General features: G+C 56.9%; 15 protein-coding genes. 5 read left to right on the top strand and 10 right to left on the bottom strand.

Annotated elements, in window-relative coordinates; genetic code table 11:
• Positions 1–183 precede the first annotated feature (183 nt).
• Positions 184–924, top strand: a complete 741-nt coding sequence (locus PQR63_RS09580) for an acetoacetate decarboxylase (RefSeq protein ID WP_408167624.1) — start codon at positions 184–186, stop codon at positions 922–924.
• 9 nt (positions 925–933) lie between these two features.
• Positions 934–1,716, top strand: a complete 783-nt coding sequence (locus PQR63_RS09575; RefSeq protein ID WP_408167623.1) for a 3-hydroxybutyrate dehydrogenase — start codon at positions 934–936, stop codon at positions 1,714–1,716.
• 154 nt (positions 1,717–1,870) lie between these two features.
• On the opposite strand, the gene PQR63_RS09570 is transcribed toward PQR63_RS09575, so the two are convergent.
• From PQR63_RS09570 to PQR63_RS09540, 7 genes are all read right to left on the bottom strand, one after another.
• Positions 1,871–3,205 carry a hemolysin family protein gene (locus tag PQR63_RS09570; protein WP_408167622.1) on the bottom strand — a complete coding sequence of 445 codons (1,335 nt, stop codon included), beginning with the start codon at positions 3,203–3,205 and terminating at the stop codon, positions 1,871–1,873.
• Positions 3,206–3,491: 286 nt separating this feature from the next.
• Entirely contained in the window at positions 3,492–4,214 is a 723-nt protein-coding gene (locus tag PQR63_RS09565; protein WP_408167621.1) for a PA4824 family protein, read from the bottom strand.
• Positions 4,215–4,465: 251 nt separating this feature from the next.
• Entirely contained in the window at positions 4,466–5,884 is a 1,419-nt protein-coding gene (hydA, locus tag PQR63_RS09560; protein ID WP_408167620.1) for a dihydropyrimidinase, read from the bottom strand.
• Positions 5,885–5,898: 14 nt separating this feature from the next.
• Positions 5,899–6,627, bottom strand: coding sequence for a maleate cis-trans isomerase family protein (locus PQR63_RS09555; protein WP_408167619.1), 729 nt, complete (start codon positions 6,625–6,627; stop codon positions 5,899–5,901).
• A gap of 19 nt (positions 6,628–6,646) precedes the next feature.
• Positions 6,647–7,465 carry an ABC transporter ATP-binding protein gene (locus tag PQR63_RS09550; RefSeq protein WP_408167618.1) on the bottom strand — a complete coding sequence of 273 codons (819 nt, stop codon included), beginning with the start codon at positions 7,463–7,465 and terminating at the stop codon, positions 6,647–6,649.
• A gap of 10 nt (positions 7,466–7,475) precedes the next feature.
• On the bottom strand, positions 7,476–8,291 hold the full coding sequence (locus tag PQR63_RS09545) for an ABC transporter permease (protein WP_094562948.1): 816 nt from the start codon (positions 8,289–8,291) through the stop codon (positions 7,476–7,478).
• Positions 8,292–8,351: 60 nt separating this feature from the next.
• Complete coding sequence (locus PQR63_RS09540) at positions 8,352–9,410, bottom strand: ABC transporter substrate-binding protein (RefSeq protein WP_408167617.1); 1,059 nt, start codon at positions 9,408–9,410, stop codon at positions 8,352–8,354.
• A 365-nt stretch (positions 9,411–9,775) separates the two neighbouring features.
• Here PQR63_RS09540 and PQR63_RS09535 point away from each other — a divergent pair, with 365 nt between their 5' ends.
• The 3 genes from PQR63_RS09535 to PQR63_RS09525 all read left to right on the top strand — a co-directional run bounded on the left by PQR63_RS09535 (position 9,776) and on the right by PQR63_RS09525 (position 11,952).
• Positions 9,776–10,552, top strand: coding sequence for a GntR family transcriptional regulator (locus PQR63_RS09535; protein WP_408167616.1), 777 nt, complete (start codon positions 9,776–9,778; stop codon positions 10,550–10,552).
• A 133-nt stretch (positions 10,553–10,685) separates the two neighbouring features.
• Positions 10,686–11,489, top strand: coding sequence for a TorF family putative porin (locus PQR63_RS09530; protein WP_408167615.1), 804 nt, complete (start codon positions 10,686–10,688; stop codon positions 11,487–11,489).
• Positions 11,490–11,520: 31 nt separating this feature from the next.
• A complete protein-coding gene (locus tag PQR63_RS09525; protein ID WP_408167614.1) occupies positions 11,521–11,952 on the top strand; it encodes a hypothetical protein in 432 nt (143 codons plus the stop codon).
• A 39-nt stretch (positions 11,953–11,991) separates the two neighbouring features.
• Here PQR63_RS09525 and PQR63_RS09520 read toward each other — a convergent pair whose 3' ends face one another.
• From PQR63_RS09520 to PQR63_RS09510, 3 genes are all read right to left on the bottom strand, one after another.
• A complete protein-coding gene (locus tag PQR63_RS09520; RefSeq protein WP_408167613.1) occupies positions 11,992–13,980 on the bottom strand; it encodes a methyl-accepting chemotaxis protein in 1,989 nt (662 codons plus the stop codon).
• A gap of 124 nt (positions 13,981–14,104) precedes the next feature.
• The gene (locus PQR63_RS09515) at positions 14,105–14,806 is read right to left on the bottom strand and encodes a response regulator (RefSeq protein WP_408167612.1); all 702 of its coding nucleotides are present in this window, start codon (positions 14,804–14,806) and stop codon (positions 14,105–14,107) included.
• A 5-nt stretch (positions 14,807–14,811) separates the two neighbouring features.
• Positions 14,812–17,526 carry a DUF4118 domain-containing protein gene (locus tag PQR63_RS09510; RefSeq protein ID WP_408167610.1) on the bottom strand — a complete coding sequence of 905 codons (2,715 nt, stop codon included), beginning with the start codon at positions 17,524–17,526 and terminating at the stop codon, positions 14,812–14,814.
• Positions 17,527–17,563 lie beyond the last annotated feature (37 nt).

The following is a 17,563-nucleotide window of genomic DNA, read 5'->3' as shown; positions in this document are numbered from 1 at the left end:
GATTGTTTCAGGCAAATGACACATGACCCTCGCATGGCAAGCCTGCAACACTGTTGGGCAGCTTTACCCCAAACGCCGATGCTGTCAGGGTTTTGCAAGGAAATGATGTGAACTTTATAACGAACGCCCCCGTCGAACTGAAGCTACCGATTTTTTCGGCTTACAGAAAAGGAAGACAAAGATATGACTGAAGATGAAGTCCGTCGCAATGCTTTCGCCATGCCGCTTCACAACCCGGCATTTCCACCGGGTCCGTACCGATTCGTCGACCGTGAATTTCTGATCATCACTTATCGCACCGATCCGGAAGCACTCAAAAAAATCATTCCCGCCCCGCTGCAATTCGTCGAACCTATCGTCAAGTTCGAGTTCATCAACATGCCGGATTCGACGGGCTTTGGCCACTATTGCGAATCAGGCCAGGTGATCCCGGTTACGCTCAACGGCGTCGCCGGCGGCTATGTGCACAGCATGTATCTCAACGATCATCCACCGATTGCCGGTGGCCGTGAGCTATGGGGCTTTCCAAAAAAACTCGGCACGCCGGAGTTGCGTGTCCACACAGATACCTTGGTCGGCACGCTCGATTACAGCGACTTTCGCATCGCCACCGGCACGATGGGATTCAAGCATCGTGCGCTGGATCACGAGGCTGTGGCCAAGACGCTGGGCTCACCGAGTTATCTGCTGAAAATCATTCCCCACGTCGACGGCACACCGCGTATCTGCGAACTGGTACAGTACAGTCTGTCCGACATCACCATCAAGGGCGCCTGGACCGGTCCCGGCGCGCTGGATCTGCATCCGCATGCGCTGGCGCCGATCGCCGACCTGCCCGTACTGGAAATCATATCGGCTGTACATATTTTGTCTGACCTGACCTTGCCTCTGGGCACGGTCGCTTTTGATTATCTTGCTAAATAAAGGAACGTCATGCAACTCAAAGATAAAGTCGCCCTGATCACAGGCGCAGCCAGCGGTATCGGCAAGGAAATCGCCATCGAATACGCCAAGGCAGGCGCCAAGGTCGTCATCGCCGATCTGGCGCTCGACGCCGCCAAAGCCGCTGCAGAAGAAATCAACAAGAGCGGCGGTACCGCCATGGCCGTCGCCATGAACGTGGTCGACGAAGCGCAGGTCGACAAGGGTATTGCCGATGCAGTGGCCGCCTACGGCAAGCTCGACATCCTGATCAGCAACGCAGGCATTCAGATCATCGCTCCGATCGTCGACAGCACGCTGGAAAACTGGCGCAAGATGCTGGCAATCCATCTCGACGGTGCCTACCTGACCACCCGCGCAGCGATGCGTGCGATGATCAAGGCCGGCAACGGCGGCTCGATCATCTATATGGGTTCAGTGCACTCGCACGAGGCCTCTCCGCTGAAGGCACCTTACGTCACTGCCAAGCACGGCCTGATCGGTCTGGCCAAGGTCGTCGCCAAGGAAGGCGCGAAGGACAAGATCCGCTCCAACGTGATCTGTCCGGGCTTTGTGCGTACACCGCTGGTGGAGAAGCAGATTCCTGAACAAGCCAAGGAATTGAACATCAGCGAAGAAGATGTGATCAAGAAGGTGATGTTGAAGGATACGGTTGACGGTGAGTTCACGACGACTGCGGATGTGGCGCAGACGGCAGTGTTCCTGGCGGCGTTCCCGACGAATGCATTGACCGGTCAATCGGTGGTGGTTAGCCATGGTTGGTTTATGCAGTAAGCATTGCGGGCGCTGGTCGCTTGGGATGGAGAAAAGCCGCCTTTATGGCGGCTTTTTCTATGGTCTCTTTGTTTTGTTTCGGCTTTGATTCGTCCGAAGAAAGAAAAGATTCAGTTGAAGATAAAGTAAGTCGGGAAAAAATACAAAACCAAACTTATCCCTCCGATTCCCCAACCCACTCCCCGTCCACCATCTTGGGAAAAACTTTCACCAACACAATCTTAGGCCCCTTCATCTTCACCACCACGATGTCAAACGCCGGAAACTCCACCTTCTGCCCTTCTTTAGGCACCTCACCCAGCTTCTCCATCACCAGACCACCCACTGAGTCGACGCTCTCGTCGTACTCAAAATCGATGCCCAGCATATGTTCCAGCGTGACGATCGGCAGGCTGCCTTTGCCCAGCAGAGTACCGTCATCCTGACGTGTCCACTCGTTGTTGGTATGACGAAACTCATCGCGAATCTCACCCACCAGCACGCTCAGCAAATTATCCAGGGTGATGAAGCCCAGCGCCGGCTGTCCCTTGCGTCCAATGATCGCGAAGTGCGGGGAACCGGTGCGGAAACGACGCAGCAGTTCTTGCGCCGACAAACTCGGCGAGATGTATTGCACCGGACGCAGATACAAGCGCAAGTCAGAAACCGCCTTGCCGTCCTGCTGCGCAATGAAGACGTCCTTCAGGTGCAACAGTCCCAGCACCTCCTGACGCTCTTCATCAAAGTAGGGATAGCGGCTGAACCGATTGCGATAGATGATTTCCAGATTTTCTTGCTGCGTATTGGCAGCACTCAAGGCAATGATTTCATTGGCGGGACGCATCAGGTCCATGACTTTCAGATCGCCGAAATCCAGCGACTGCGCCAGAACGTTCCACTCATCGCGCGTGAACTTGCCTGCGGTCTTGCCACCACCACGCAGGATGAGTTTTAGTTCGTCCGACGAGTAGTGCGAATCGTGACCGTGCGCACCGCCCAGTCCTGAAATACGCAGCACCCAGTTGGCGCTCAGGTTGAGCAGCCAGATGGCCGGATACATCGTCCAGTAGAAACCGTACAGCGGCATCGCACACCACAGACCAATGCGCTCCGGATTGCGAATAGCCATGGACTTCGGCGCGAGTTCGCCGACGACGATATGCAGGAAAGAAATGATGACGAAGGCGAAGACGAACGACACGCCGTGGATCAACTCCGGCGAGCTGACGCCAAGGACTGCGAACAGCGGCTCCAGCAGGCTGGCAAAGGCCGGCTCGCCGATCCAGCCGAGACCCAGCGACGCCAGCGTGATACCCAGCTGGCAAGCCGACAGATACGCGTCAAGTTGATTGTGGACAGTGGCCAGGATACGTCCGCGCAAACCTTGCGTCTTGACGATGGCTCTGATGCGAGTCTGGCGCAATTTGACCAGACCGAATTCTGCTGCGACGAAAAAACCGTTCAGCGCGACCAAAAAGAGGGCCGCGACGATCAGTAAGATGTTTTCCAACGAAGGTACCTATTGAGTAGTGAAGAAATTACGCATGCTGAAGAACAGCTAACAAAACAGCGCGAAGTCCGTCGGGTGGAACCGCGGATGCGCAATGAAGAAATCGCAAACGGGAAAAACTGCGAAAGTTTTGTTAGCTGCTCTTGCGTGTTGCTGCAAGCGCAGGACGTAATTTACCACGACAAGAGGAATTGTCAGAAAACAATGTCAATCCGGCAAGCCGGATTGACGAGCTTGATGAGTTTGATGTGAGTTACAGAATCAACGGGGTTGATTGCGCAAACAATCAGCGACGCAGCTCAGGCGTAATGAAACGCAGACCCAGAACCACATAGCGGCCTTGCGTCTCGCGCCCGAAAGTATTGCCGTAGGTCAGATCCATCTCGACATGTTCTGGCACCAGCGTGGCGCGGATACCGGCCTGATAGCCGGGCTTGCCCTTGTTCTCGCCAAAGACCTCACCGATGAACGACAGTCGATCCATCAGCCGCGTCTCGTTGCCCAGACCCCAGGTCAGACGCGTGGTCTGCTCTTTACCCTTGCGGTTGAAACCGACATTCGTATGCAACAGCACCGCGTCGTCCTTGAAGGAGAACGAGGTCAACAGTTTTGAATAATAATTCCACGAACGTTGACGCGCGCCATTGTTGTCGTCGCCACTATCGGTCTGCCGCACTACACCGCCAAGCATGCCGATGCCATAACTGTTGGCCGACATTTCCTTGAATACGGTTTTACCCTGGAGCTGGCTATTTGAGAGATACATGCCGTTGGCATCGCGCTGCCACGAATTGCCCCACGAAATCTCGAGATTGCCGGTGAGGTTGCACGACGGATTGAGCCAGCGCTCGGTACCGTCACGATTGAATTTACCCCAGGTTTCCAACTGACATTTGTTTGCGCCGAGCACTTGCGCGTCATCGACATTCATTGCACCGGCAGCATGTGCCGACTGCATCCCCAGCAATCCATGGACGGCCATGGTTGCGATCATGAGTTGTTTTTTCATGTGTTACCCCGTCTTTAAGAATCTGACGCTGCCATCGGAAGACAACGTCCGGCGTGATGCTAGCACCATGCCTCCGGCGCGAGCAATCAGAAATCGAACGCGAGTCGGAGATTTTTAAATACGTGGGTGAATAACCACAATGAGATGCTGCAATCACACTTCCACATGCGCAGAAGTGTGACCGTAACATTGAAAATTTACTGTATTGAGAGTGCTTATCGTTTACGAGCAAGAGCACCTGAAGAGCCCGGTCAACGTTTCCGCGGACGCGCCGGATCAGGCAGACCGCATTTCAGGAATTCGCCACGACCGATGGCGCCCTGCGGCTCCTTGCCGTCGTACACGACTTCACCGCGCGAGAGCGTGATCGTCGGCCAGCCGGTAACCGTGACGCCTTCATACGGCGTGTAGTCGACGTTGTGATGCAGGTTATCGTTGGCGATCAAGACTTCCTTGTGCGGGTCCCAGATTGCGATGTCGGCGTCGCCGCCGATGGCGATGGTGCCCTTCTGCGGATACAGCCCATACATCTTGGCCGGATCGGTCGCCGTCAGTGCCACGAAACGGTTGAGATCGATGCGGCCTTTGCCGACGCCTTCTGAAAACAGCAGTGGCAGACGTGTCTCCAAACCCGGCGTGCCGTTGGGAATATAACGGAACGGCACTTCCTTCCCGCCCGGCATTTTGCCCTTCGGATCAGCGTAACGAAACGGCGCATGGTCCGACGAAAACACCGTGAACAAGCCGTTGGCCAAACCGTCCCAGATGTGTTGCTGATTTTCCTTGTCGCGCGGCGGCGGGCTGCAGATGCATTTGGCGCCGTGATAGCCCTCCTGATCGAGGTCGTCTTCAGTCAGCATGAAATACTGCGGGCACGTCTCGGCATAAATGCGCAGGCCATGACCATGCGCCCAGCGGATTTGCTCGATAGCTTCCTTACCCGATACGTGCACGATCAGGATCGGTACGTCAACCAGTTCGGACAGTGCGATGGCGCGATGCGTTGCTTCGCGCTCGACCAGCATCGGCCGTGAGTTGGCGTGGTACTTCGGCGCCGTCAATCCGGCGTCTTCCAGTTGCTCTGTGAGCCATGCAATGCAATCGGCGTTTTCTGCATGAATCATCACCATCGCACCTTCGCGTCGCGCGATGGCCAGCACGTCGATGATCTGGCGATCATTGAGCTTCAGATCGTCGTAGGTCATGTAGATCTTGAATGAGGTATAGCCTTCGCTGATCAACTGCGGCAGCTCTTCCTTCAAGACCTTTTCGGTCGGGTCGCTGACGATCATGTGAAAGGCGTAGTCAATCACCGCCTTGCCTTCGGCGCGGCGATGGTAGTCCTCCACTGCGGCGCGCAGCGATTGTCCCTTGGCTTGCGCCGCAAACGGAATCACCGTGGTGGTACCGCCGCATGCTGCCGAGATCGTGCCGCTGCGAAAATCGTCGGCCATCTCCAGCCCCTCTTCCATCGGCTGATCGAGATGGCAATGGCTGTCGACGCCACCCGGCAAGACCAGCTTGCCGGCGGCATCGATTTCTTTTCTTCCAGGCGCGAGATTGCGCCCCAGGGCCACGACCTTGCCGCCGACGACGCCGACATCGCATTGCATGATGTCGGACGCGGTGGCGACAGTGCCGTTGCGGATTACCAGATCAAAGTCTTCCATATGCGGCTCCGGATTTATTGAACTTCACGGAACAGGCTGCCCCAATTTCGAATGCGTGACGGATCCACTCCCGCCTGCTTAAGCGACTTCCACACCACGGTAGAAATGGTGTCATAGATGGGAATGCCGACTTCGCGCTCCAGCTCTTCCACCAGCGGCGCACCGCGCAGGTTGGTGCAGAAGATGGTGATGGCTTGCGGCTTTTCCTTGGCGACTTCGCGCACCATGGCGCGCAACTCGTCGGCACCAACTTCGGAGAACGAAAAATTGTCTTGTTTGCGCAGATGGCGTTCGGCGATACATTCCATGCCCGATGCGGCGTAGTTCTTGATGATCGCCGCCTGTACATCATCGAGGTAAGGTGTCACAAGGCCGAAGCGCTTGACGCCGGTGATGTCGAAAATTTCATTCAGCGCCAGCACCGACGTGCATGCCGGAATGCCGGTCGCTTCGGTGATGCGGCGGCACAGGCGCTCGTCGGCGTCGAAGCCGAGCCAGCCCGACGACGTGCCGTTCCAGCCTATGCTTTGCACCTTGGCGTGGGAAAGCAGTTCAGCCGCGCGCAGGATTTCGCTATCGTCGAATTGCGCCAGCGCCTGGTTCGACAAGGCGATTTCGGTCACGCGAAAGCGGCCGAAGTGGGCGCTGGCTTCCGGGATATCCCCGATCATCGCTGTGGTGACCGGCTCCAGCGTGGTGTTTGAGGACGGTGTAAGCATGCCGAGCAGAGTACGTTGAGTCATGATGGTTTCCTTGTTAGGTCTAAGCAGCCAGCTTAGTGGCATGGGCTGCTGCATCGGCATGAGCGAGCGCAGATTCTTCGCGGATCAGGCTCAGCACATGGCGTTTGTATTGGTTGAATTCGGCGGTCGTGGTGTCGCGCGGCCGCTCTAGGTCGATGTCGATCAGATCGCGGATACGGCCCGGGCGATGCGTCATGACGGCAACCTTGGTCGCCAGCACCAGCGCTTCATCTACGCTGTGCGTGACGAACACAATCGTACTCTCATAACGCTGCCACAGCGTGACCAGCTCTTCCTGCATTTCCATCTTGGTCTGCGCATCGAGTGCCGCAAACGGTTCGTCCATGAGGATCACCGATGGATTCTGCAACAGCGCGCGGGCGATGCCGACGCGCTGCGCCATGCCGCCCGACAGTTCTGCCGGGAAGTGATTTTCGAAACCCTTGAGCTTGACTGTTTCGATGAAAGGCTGGGCTGCAGCGCGGCGTTCAGCAGCGCTCTTGCCTTGCAGCTTGAGCGAGAACGCGATGTTGTCCCACACCGGTAGCCACGGCATCAGGTTGGCCTGTTGAAACACCATGCCGCGATCGGCGCCGGGGCCGGTGATCGGCTTGCCGGCGACAGTAACGCTGCCGGAAGTCGGATGCTCAAAACCGGCGATCATGTTCAGCAGCGTCGACTTGCCGCAACCGGACGGGCCGAGCAGGCAAAGGAATTCCTTCTTCTCCAGGCTCAGCGTGACGTTGTCGATGGCGAGCATGTCCCCGCCGTTATTCTTATCCTTGCGGTTTTTGTCCTTGAAGACTTTGACGATATTGTTGAGTTCGATGAATGCCATGTTGTTCTCCTTACGCTTTGCCCTGTACTGTCGCCACATGTTGCCAGCGCAGTACCGAATTCATGATCAGTTTCAGGATCAGGTCAGCCAGATAGCCGAGCAAGCCGATGCTGATCATGGCCGCGATCACCAGGTCATAGCGCAGGAAGTAGTACGAATCCCACAGCGCATAGCCGAGACCGCTCTTGACCGCCACCATTTCTGCCGTCACGGTCAGCATCCAGGCGCTACCGATACCGATGCGCAAACCAGCGAAGATGCTTGGCATCGCCGCAGGCAAGATCACGAAACGCAACAACTGGCTCTGATTGGCGCCGGCCATCGCCGCCGCGCGCAACAGATTGCGGTCGGAGGTTTTGACGCCGTGCACGGTGTTCATCAGGATAGGAAAGAACGCGCCGAGAAACACCAGGAAGATCGCCGGCTTGTTGGCGATGCCGAACCAGATGATCGCCAGCGGAATCCACGACACCGGCGGAATCGGCCGCAGCATCTGCACCGTCGGTTCGATGGCGCGCTCCACCCAGCGCCACCAGCCGATCGCCACCCCCAGCGCAATGCCGGAAATCGCAGCAATCAGATAACCGGCCGTGACCCGCATGCAGCTGGCCATGGCGTCGAAGATCCAACGGCCACTGCTGTCCTGCGCCGCTTCGCTATAGCCGAAGATCCAGTCCATCCAGGTCGCAAACACGCGCGACGGCGCCGGCAGCAAGGAAGCAGGAATCGCCCCCGAACGGGAAAATGCTTCCCAGAACAACACCAACAAAATCGGTACGGCGAAACGCCACTTCGCCTCCGACAAGGAACGCATCAGTCCATTCATTGTGATCACCTGCTTTCTATCCAGTTTCTATCTGACTCAATCCGTGGTGCGCCGCTCGGATCAATAACCCAGTTCGGTCTTCGGCTTCTTGGTGACTTCCATCAAAAAGCTGTAGTCCATGTTCTTGTCGATCTGCGACGAGACGTCGGTGGAGATGTACTTCAACTCTTTCATCATGGTGCCGATGGCTTGCGTCTGTGCGCGGTACATCTTGTAGTCAGGGTAGGAATTCTTCAGCGCTTCGGTGGCGACGGTCTTGTCCAGGCCGGTGCCCTTGACGATGCTGGCGACCCAGGCTTGCTTGTCCTTTTGCAGGTTGTCGACCAGACGCACTACGGCAGCGACGGTTTCCTTCACTTCAGCCGGATGTTCCTTGATCACGTCCGAACGGGTGACGATCAGGTTGGTCAGGCGACCTGCAGCTTGCTTGTAGGGGAAGGCAAAATGCTTGCCGACGCCGGTCATGCGAATTTGCGAAGCGAATGGCTCAACCGAGCAGATCAGCTCGACTTCGCCGCGTTGCAAGGCCGCTGCGTGGTCGGATGGATTCGGGATGTTGACGAACTGCACGTCCTTGCTCGGGTTGATGCCGTTCAAGGCCAGTTCGCCGCGCATGTGCAAGTCTTGTGCGTTACCGCGGGAGGCGGCGATGCGGAACGGCTTGCCTTGCGCCTTGTATTCAGCGATCAGCTTTTTCAGACCGGCCCAGTCGTCGGATGCCAATGCCGTGTCCTTGCCGACCAGCATTTCGGAGCCGCCGTTGACCTGGCCTGATACCGCCACCAGATCGAAACCCTTGTCGAGGCCACTGACAAAAGACAGATACGTCACCTGCGCAATGTCCACGCTCTTGGACACCAGCGCGGTCAGCGCGTCGCTGCCGGCGGTGAAGTTGATACCTTCGATGTCAACGTTCTTGGCCAGCTCAGGCACCAACGCCATAGACATACAGTGCGCACACTTGGCGTAGGCCAGCTTGAATTTTGGCTTGGACTGAGCCTGTGCCGAACCGGCGAAAGCCAGGCTGCATGCCAGGCCGAGCGTCACCGCAGCGGTACGAAAGACAAACAGACGTGATGTTTTTTGTGTGCTTTGTGGTTGTTGTGCTTGGTATGGCATGGTGACTCTCCCGTAATAAGACAGTGAAGGCGACAGTAAATAAAGCAAAAAATGAACAATGAGAATATAAATTGTGACAATTTAATTTATTCATTGCGACAATTAATGCAATACCTGTGCCAGGACTGTTTTAACTATAAAAATGTTTTGTGGACGGCAGAATCAGCTTGAAATCACCGTCATCGCACAGCAATCAGGGCCCATGCTGGTGCAAACTCGAGAAAATCAAACCAAATCAGTGCGACAAAATATTTTATAAATGTGGGGAATTTTTTTTAAAATTGTGACAATATGTCTCCACAAAATTGACGCCCATCGGACGCACATGCAGCACATGTCCTGGGATACTTATTCAGGACAGAGAAATGACCAGCACCACCGCAGCAGCCACAACCAAAGCCAGCACAGCAAGAAAGAAAGCCGTCAGCAAACCGGAAAACAGCCCGCTCCCGGCGCAAGCCGTCAGCGCCCGGCCGATGGCAGGCGACATCATTTATGAGCGCATCCTTACTTCCATCATGGAGCACCGCCTCACACCCGGCACCAAGCTGGTGGAAGAAAAGCTGGCCGGCATCTTCAACGTCAACCGCACGCGTGTGCGCGAAGTGCTGGCGCGCTTGAGCCACGAAGGCCTGATCACCACCATCCCGAATCGCGGCGCCTTTATTGCCAGCCCGACGCCAAGCGAAGCGCGCGCCATTTTTGCGGCGCGCCGTCTGATCGAGCCGGCGCTGTTGCGCCATCTGTGCGAACAGACCAAACCCGAACACGTGGCCCAACTACGCGAGCATGTCGCACAGGAAGCGCAGGCGCGCGAAGCCAACGACCGCCGCGCGATCATCCGCCTGTCAGGCGAGTTCCACATTCGTATCGCCGACATGGTCGAGAACCCGGTCATGAGCAAGATGATGCGCGAGCTGGCTTCGCTGACCTGCCTGATCATCGTGCTCTACGACTCACCTACCGTGCCCGCCTGCACCCACGACGAACACGGCGACATCATCAACGCCATCGCCGCCGGCAATGCCGAACAGGCCGTGGCGTCCATGATCGAACATCTGAATCACATCGAAGCAGTGCTCGACATGTCGGTGCCGCCAAGCGAAGAGGAAGATCTGGAAGCCGTGTTGGGTGTGATGTAAATCACCTGTAGCAGAAAAAATATCGCTGGTTTTTACGTGATGTTTATTCTGCCGGGCTGAAGTTTTATAAGAATTAAACGCCGCTTTTTTTATCTTGTACTCCACATCAACCTGACATGTGGAGTACAAGAAAATGACATCCCCGAAGAGCTTTCCCCTGGCGCTTGCCCGCCTGCTGGTGCTGACAACAGGAGCGGCGGCATTGCTGCAAGCCACGCCGTCGATGGCGGCGGACAGCAGCGACGCTCAAACAGCAGCAGCGCCTGCTCCGGCCTTCACCACCAGCGCCAATATCGGCCTCTACAGCCAGTACGTCTTCCGCGGCCTGACACAGACCAATGAAAAGCCTGCTCTGCAAGGCGGCTTCGATCTGTCGCATGAGAGCGGTTTGTATGCAGGCATCTGGGCCTCCAACATCAGCTGGATCAGCGACGCCACACCGAGCGCTTCAGCCAGCCTGGAAGCCGACATCTACGGCGGCTTCAAGTATCAGTTCAATGACACGCTGACGGGCGACGTCGGCTTCCTGCACTACGCTTATCCGGGCAGCTTCCCCAGCGGCTACACCAAGGCCGACACCAACGAGCTGTATCTCGGCCTCGACGCCAAATGGATCTCGCTGCGCTACTCCTATGCCGTCGGCAATACTTTCGGCAGCGCCGACACACGCGGCTCCAACTACATCGACTTGTCGCTGACGCATGAATTGTTTGCCGGTATCAACGGCGTAGCGCACGTCGGTCATCAACGCTACACCGGTCCCAATGCATCCAACCTGTCATACACAGACTGGAAGCTCGGTCTGAACCGCGACTTCTCCGGCTACGTTCTCGCGGCCTATTACACCGGTACCAACGCCAAGGATGCGGGCTACACCGTCAAGGGCAAGAACCTGGGCCGCGACCAGTTAGTGTTGGCAGTCTCGCGCACGTTCTGATCAACCGTATCCATTTGCTCCGGAGGCCATCATGCGCCACTACCTCATTGCCTCACACAAGCACACTCTTGGCGATCGTCTGAACGCCGCGGCAAAGCGCCGCAACCGGCAGAAGAAAGCGGCATGGGGTGTAATGCTGATGGTCATGTTGTATGTGGTGCTGAGTCTCCAGCAGGCGCACGCGGTTGTACCCTATCGCTCGCCGGAGGATTACGGCCCTTCGCTGGAAGCCAGAAATCACTTGCCCGCCTGCCGCCGTGCCGCCATGGAGACGATGGCAGCAATGACTAAGACCAACGGCGTGGCAGGTGGCGGCAAGATAGAAAGCGAGAGTTTCGTCCAGCGTGCCGATGCGGAGTATTTTCGTTTTGTGATGCGCAGCGGCACGAGAGAAGTACTCATCATCTGCGACGGACATGCGGGTGTGATCCGGCGGCAGATCGACATCTGGGGGGATCTTTAGGTTTCGCCGCGCAGAGTAGGTAAAGACATGTAGCCGTACTTAATCTGTCTCGGGTCGCGCTACCAGCGGGAGCACGCCAACACGGCCATGCAATTGAGACTGGTTTTTCAATGACCGTGTCTTCTTGTCATCGACATGATGCTCTTCCCTCGTTTTAAAGAAGGCAATGGAACGGCGCAATTTTTCAGCTTGTGAGCTCATTTCTTCAGCGGTGGCAGCCAGTTCTTCTGATCCTGCAGCGTTCTGCTGCACTGTCATGCTGAGTTGAAACAACGCCGAATTGATTTGCCCCACGCCCGAGGCCTGCTCGGCAGAAGCCTGTGTAATGTTTTGCACCAGCGTTGCCGTTTGCTCGATCCGCGGCACAAGCAACGCCAGCATATCGCTGGATTTCTCCGCCAGTTCGACGCTCTTGCCGACAACTTCGCCGATCTCCTGCGCAGCCGTCTGGCTGCGTTCTGCCAGCTTGCGAATCTCCGCAGAGACAACCGCAAAACCACGGCTCTGCCCGCCGGCGCTGGCGGCTTCAATAGCGGCGTTCAAAGCAAGAAGGTTGGTCTGGTAAGCGATGTCGTCGATCATATCGACCATCTTCGCAATCTGCTTCATCACAATCACGGTCGAACGCACTGAAGCACCGCCCTCACTCGCATCCCCGGCAGCCTGGCCTGCCAGTGCTTCGGTAATTTTTGCGTTTTTGGCATTGCTGGTGATCGAGGAAGACATTTCTTCCAGCGACGCGCTGGTCATTTCAACGCCGGCGGCCTGTTCATTTGCGCCGGAAGACAGCAGTTGCGCCGTGCTGCTGATTTCATGAGATGCGTCGGCCAGTACGGATGCGCCTGTTGCGACCTCGGTGATAACTATCGACAAACGATCAACCATCTCTTTCATCTGGCACACCAGGCTGGAGTGATCGCCGGGATCCACTTCTATACGTTGCGTCAGGTCGCCTTGCGCAACTTTTTTCAAGACACGGATCACGTCGCCTGGCTCACCGCCTAGTTGTCGGACCAAACTACGGCAGACAAACCAACCAAACAGTACCGCTAGCACTGCGATCAGTATGACGACACCAGAGAGCAGATTACGCATCTCGCGCTGTTGCTCGACCCGTTCATTAATTAGCAATTGCAATTGATCCACCGCAGCAAAGGCAATCTGATATTGCCTTTCGATTGCCTTGCTTACAAGATCAAAGTATTCCTGAGGTGCGAGACTGACACCATTGGCTGCGGCAATATTATCGTTTGCCATCGTCAACACTTCACTACCCTGCGCAGTGGCTGCGGCGATGCTTGGCGCAAAACGATCCTTCAGCGCCTGGCGGGCTTCATAGGCTTTCTCGAAATATCTGGTAGTCGTCTTGCCGTACAGACGTGCTCCGGCAATCAATCCGTACATTTTTGTGCGCACCTCTGGAGTAACATTCCCGCTACTCAACACGCCGACACCCATGCCGCGCACCTGCCCGAAATATTCGGTCAGCTGAGGCAAGTCGAAGTAAACGGCATGAACCAGATAGTAGACGTCCGCATCGGTATCGAGGGTGAGTTTGTAACTATCGCTGATGCGTTCAATCAGCAGCAGCAGGTCCTGACAAAGCTGGGTGTGGAGTTGAAAACTTTCGCTGGGAGTCAGGCCGCGAGTGCCAATGCTTTTGGAGAGGGCGTTCCATTCAGAACGAATCTTCTGCCAGAGAGCTGAAGAAGAAAGACCACCGGGCTTCATAGCCTGCGCAAGCTCATCCAGCGCCAGCTCCATGCGACGCGCCGTATCGCTGCGTTGCTGCGCCATCTGGCCTGAAACAAGGAAAGCGGCGGATAAGCCTCGATGCTGTTGTGCAGCCTGCAGCACCCTCAGAGCGGCTTTGCCGGGTTCGAGTCCAGCGTATTCAAAAGTCGATACGTCGATGCTTTTGTTTGCGCCATCAACGTAGAGATAAAAAGGAGGGGCAACCAGCACCAGCCCCATCAATCCCAGCAACGCGATTCGTTGCCACAATTTCATTCGCTGCAACGCTCGCATCGTCGAACCTCCTGTTTATCTTATTCTAAAGGAGGATATTGCATTTAAAACATTGAATTTCTTTCATAAAATCATTTAATTCTAGTTATCACGCGATAACGTAGCTAATTCGTTCGATTCGTCGTCAAGCCGGCTCGACGTTCACCACACGGTATCCCACACCAATTTCCGTCAGGATATATTTCGGTTGCGCGGAATCATCCTCCAACTTCTGACGCAGGCGTTGCATGTAAATGCGCAAGTAATGATGATCTTCCGTATGCGACGGCCCCCAGCCTGCCGCCAGCAGTTGGCGATGAGTAATCACGCGCCCGGCGTCCCGTAAAAGTGTAGAGATAAGGCGATGCTCAATCTGGGTCAGATGCACCGGCTCACCACCTTTGCTGGCAGTACGCGCCGGCAAGTCGAACAGCAGATCGCCAAGTCGAAAACGTCCGGTGGCGGCGCTGGCCTGGCTGCGCCGGCGCAGTTGCGCACGAATACGCGCCAGCAACTCCGGCACGCCGAAGGGCTTCGTCAGATAATCGTCGGCGCCGGCATCAAGTGCAGCGACCTTTTCCGCCTCCTGCGTGCGTGCCGACAAGATGACGATCGGTACATCGCTCCACGAGCGGATGTCGGCAATGACCTGCTTGCCATCCTGATCGGGCAAGCCGAGGTCAACGATCACCAGATCCGGTTTGCGCGTGCCGGCTTCCACCATGCCTTCGCGCGCGGTGCGAGCTTCATGGACGATAAAGCCCTCTTGCTCAAGGGCGCCGCGCACCAGCTTGCGGATGTGGGCGTCATCTTCGACAAAAACAATATTGCCTGCGTGATCCAACATGATCGCTATTCCTCTTCGGGTAAAGCCGGTGGTTTATCCAGGGGCAAAGTAAAACACACGCGTGCACCACGGCCGCCATCAGCCGGCAATGCGCGTATCGTGCCACCATGCGCATCAACAATGGCGCGGCAAATCGCCAGACCAAGACCGACACCAGGCGTGCTCGACTCCGTGTCACCACGGGTGAATTTTTCAAATGCACGCTCTTCCATGCCTGCGGGGAAACCCGGCCCGCGGTCGATCACACTGATTTCCATCATGCCCGCGTTCGCTCTGGCTTCAACGACGATGATCTCACCGGCCGGCGCATACTTCACGGCGTTCTCGATCAGATTGGCGAAGACACGTTCGATCAGTACCGCATCAAAGCGCACCAGTGGCAAGTCGACCGGCAGATGCGTCTCGACGCGGCGTTCGCCCAATGTCTTGTTCAGGAGACGCAAAGCGGTACCGACGATTTCTTCGATCGAGTTCCACTGCCGGTTGAGCGTGATGCCGCCCGATTGCAGGCGTGCCATGTCGAGCAAATTTTCCACCAGCCCCGACATACGCTGTGACTGTTCGCTGATGGTGAGTGCCATCTCTCGCTCATCCGCGCCAAGCGAGGGCTGCCGCGCCAGCGCCTCGGCACTGCCTACCAGCGAAGTCAGCGGTGTGCGCAGATCATGCGAAATCGCCGACAACAAAGAATTACGCAAACGCTCCGACTCCATCGTCACCAACGCGTCCTGCGCCACTTCAGCATAGTGCAAACGCTCGATAGCCATGGCGATCTGCGAACAAAAAATCTCCAGCATCTGCCGGTTCTCCGGCAAGGCCAGTTGCAAAGGATCGTCAGCGACAAAAGCCAGTACGCCGCGCGTACGCATGGTGGCGTTCAACGGCAGATACAAGGCCTGGGCCGCCGGCAAAGTCGCTGTGCCATGTCCGGCCGCCTGATCATTGTCATAAACCCATTGCGCAACCCCCAGATCGATCTGCTGCAAGGCATGGGCATCATGTTGTTCCGGCGCGGCGACACGAACGTGCTCACCGCTATCCGGCAGGCAGAATGCGGTCTTTGCACCAAACACTGCGCCGAGATGACGGCGGCCGATTTCCAGGATCTGTTCCAGCGTCAGCACCGCCGCCAGTTCCTTGCCGAGCATGTACAGGTTGCCTGCGCGTGCTTCACGTAACATCGCGACGTTAGCCTGATGCCGCATGCGCGATGCCAGCGAACTGATGAACAGCGACACCGCCAGCATCACCATCAAGGTAATCAGATATTGCGCATCAGAGACGGTGATGGAAAACCGTGGTGCCACGAAAAAGAAATCGAAAGCAAGAACACTCAGGATCGACGCCAACGCCGACGCCGAGCGGCCATAGCGCACCGCAACGATCATCACGCCAACCAGATACAGCATGATCACGTTGGCCGGATGCAGATAAGCGATCAGCCACCAGGCCAAGGCAGTCGTTAAAGCACAACTGATCGTCGCCCACAGATAGCCGCGGCGGCGGCGCAATCGTCCGCTGTCGTCGCGTGTTTCTTCTGCTGCAAGCCTCGGACTTTCATCCTGCCCGGAACTCGCCGGACGCGCCACGGTATAGACGTCGATATCCTTGCCTTCGGATCCGATGCGCTCGGCCAGATTCTTGCGCCACCAGCGCGTCCAACGTGTCCAGCGGTGGCCATGCGACTGACCGATCACCAGCTTGCCGGCGTTGCGGCTGCGTGCAAACTGCACCAGCGCCTGCGCCACGTCTTCGCCGGTAATACTGGCGGTTTCAGCGCCGAGCGATTGCGCCAGCTTGAGATTCTTGAGAATGCGTTCGCGCCCGGCCAATGTGACGCGCGGCCATGTCGGGGCATCCACGTGCACCGCCAGCCAATCCGCCTGCAACTTGGCCGCCAACCGAGCAGCGGCACGCACCAGCTTGTCTTCGTCGGCACGCGCGCCGATGGCAACCACGATACGTTCCTTGGTTTGCCACAGCTGCACGATGGAGCGGTCGGCGCGGTACTCGCGCATATCGGCATCGACGCGATCGGCAGTGCGGCGCAAAGCGATCTCTCGCAGCGCCAGCAGATTGCCTTTGCGGAAAAAATTACGACCGGCCTTCTCGGCCTGTTGTGGCAGATAGACCTTGCCTTCTTTGAGACGCTGCAACAGCTCGTCAGGTGGCAGATCCACCAGCGTCACCTCGTCGGCTTCGTCAAAGACATGATCCGGAATCGTCTCATGCACGCGGATACCCGTGATCTGTCCGACCACGTCGTTAAGGCTTTCGATGTGCTGGACGTTGACGGTGGTGTAGACGTGAATACCGGCGTGCAGCAGTTCTTCGATGTCTTGCCAGCGTTTGGCGTGACGTGAGCCGGGGACATTGGAATGCGCCAGCTCGTCGACGAGGATGACATGCGGTTTGCGGTCGAGCGCGGCGTCGAGGTCGAATTCGTAGAGCGTGCGGTCGCGGTATTGCGTACTGCGCAACGGCAAGCGCTCGATGCCTTCGAGCATGGCTTCGGTGTCGGCGCGACCGTGGGTTTCTACGATGCCGGCGATGACGTCTTCATTCTGCTCGCGCAGGTTTTGTGCGGCGGCGAGCATGGCGTAGGTTTTGCCGACGCCGGCGGATGAGCCAAAGAAAATCTTGAGACGACCACGCGCCTGACGGTCTTCGTCGCGCATGACGCGGTCGAGCAGTTCGTCGGGGTTGGGGCGGGTGGGCATGGTGGGGGTATTGTAGTTTGAAATGGGCTTTTTTCGG

It is taken from the genome of Herbaspirillum rhizosphaerae (assembly GCF_046025915.1).
Lineage (GTDB): Bacteria > Pseudomonadota > Gammaproteobacteria > Burkholderiales > Burkholderiaceae_D > Herbaspirillum > Herbaspirillum rhizosphaerae_A.
This window is presented reverse-complemented; position numbering and strand designations above follow the sequence as displayed.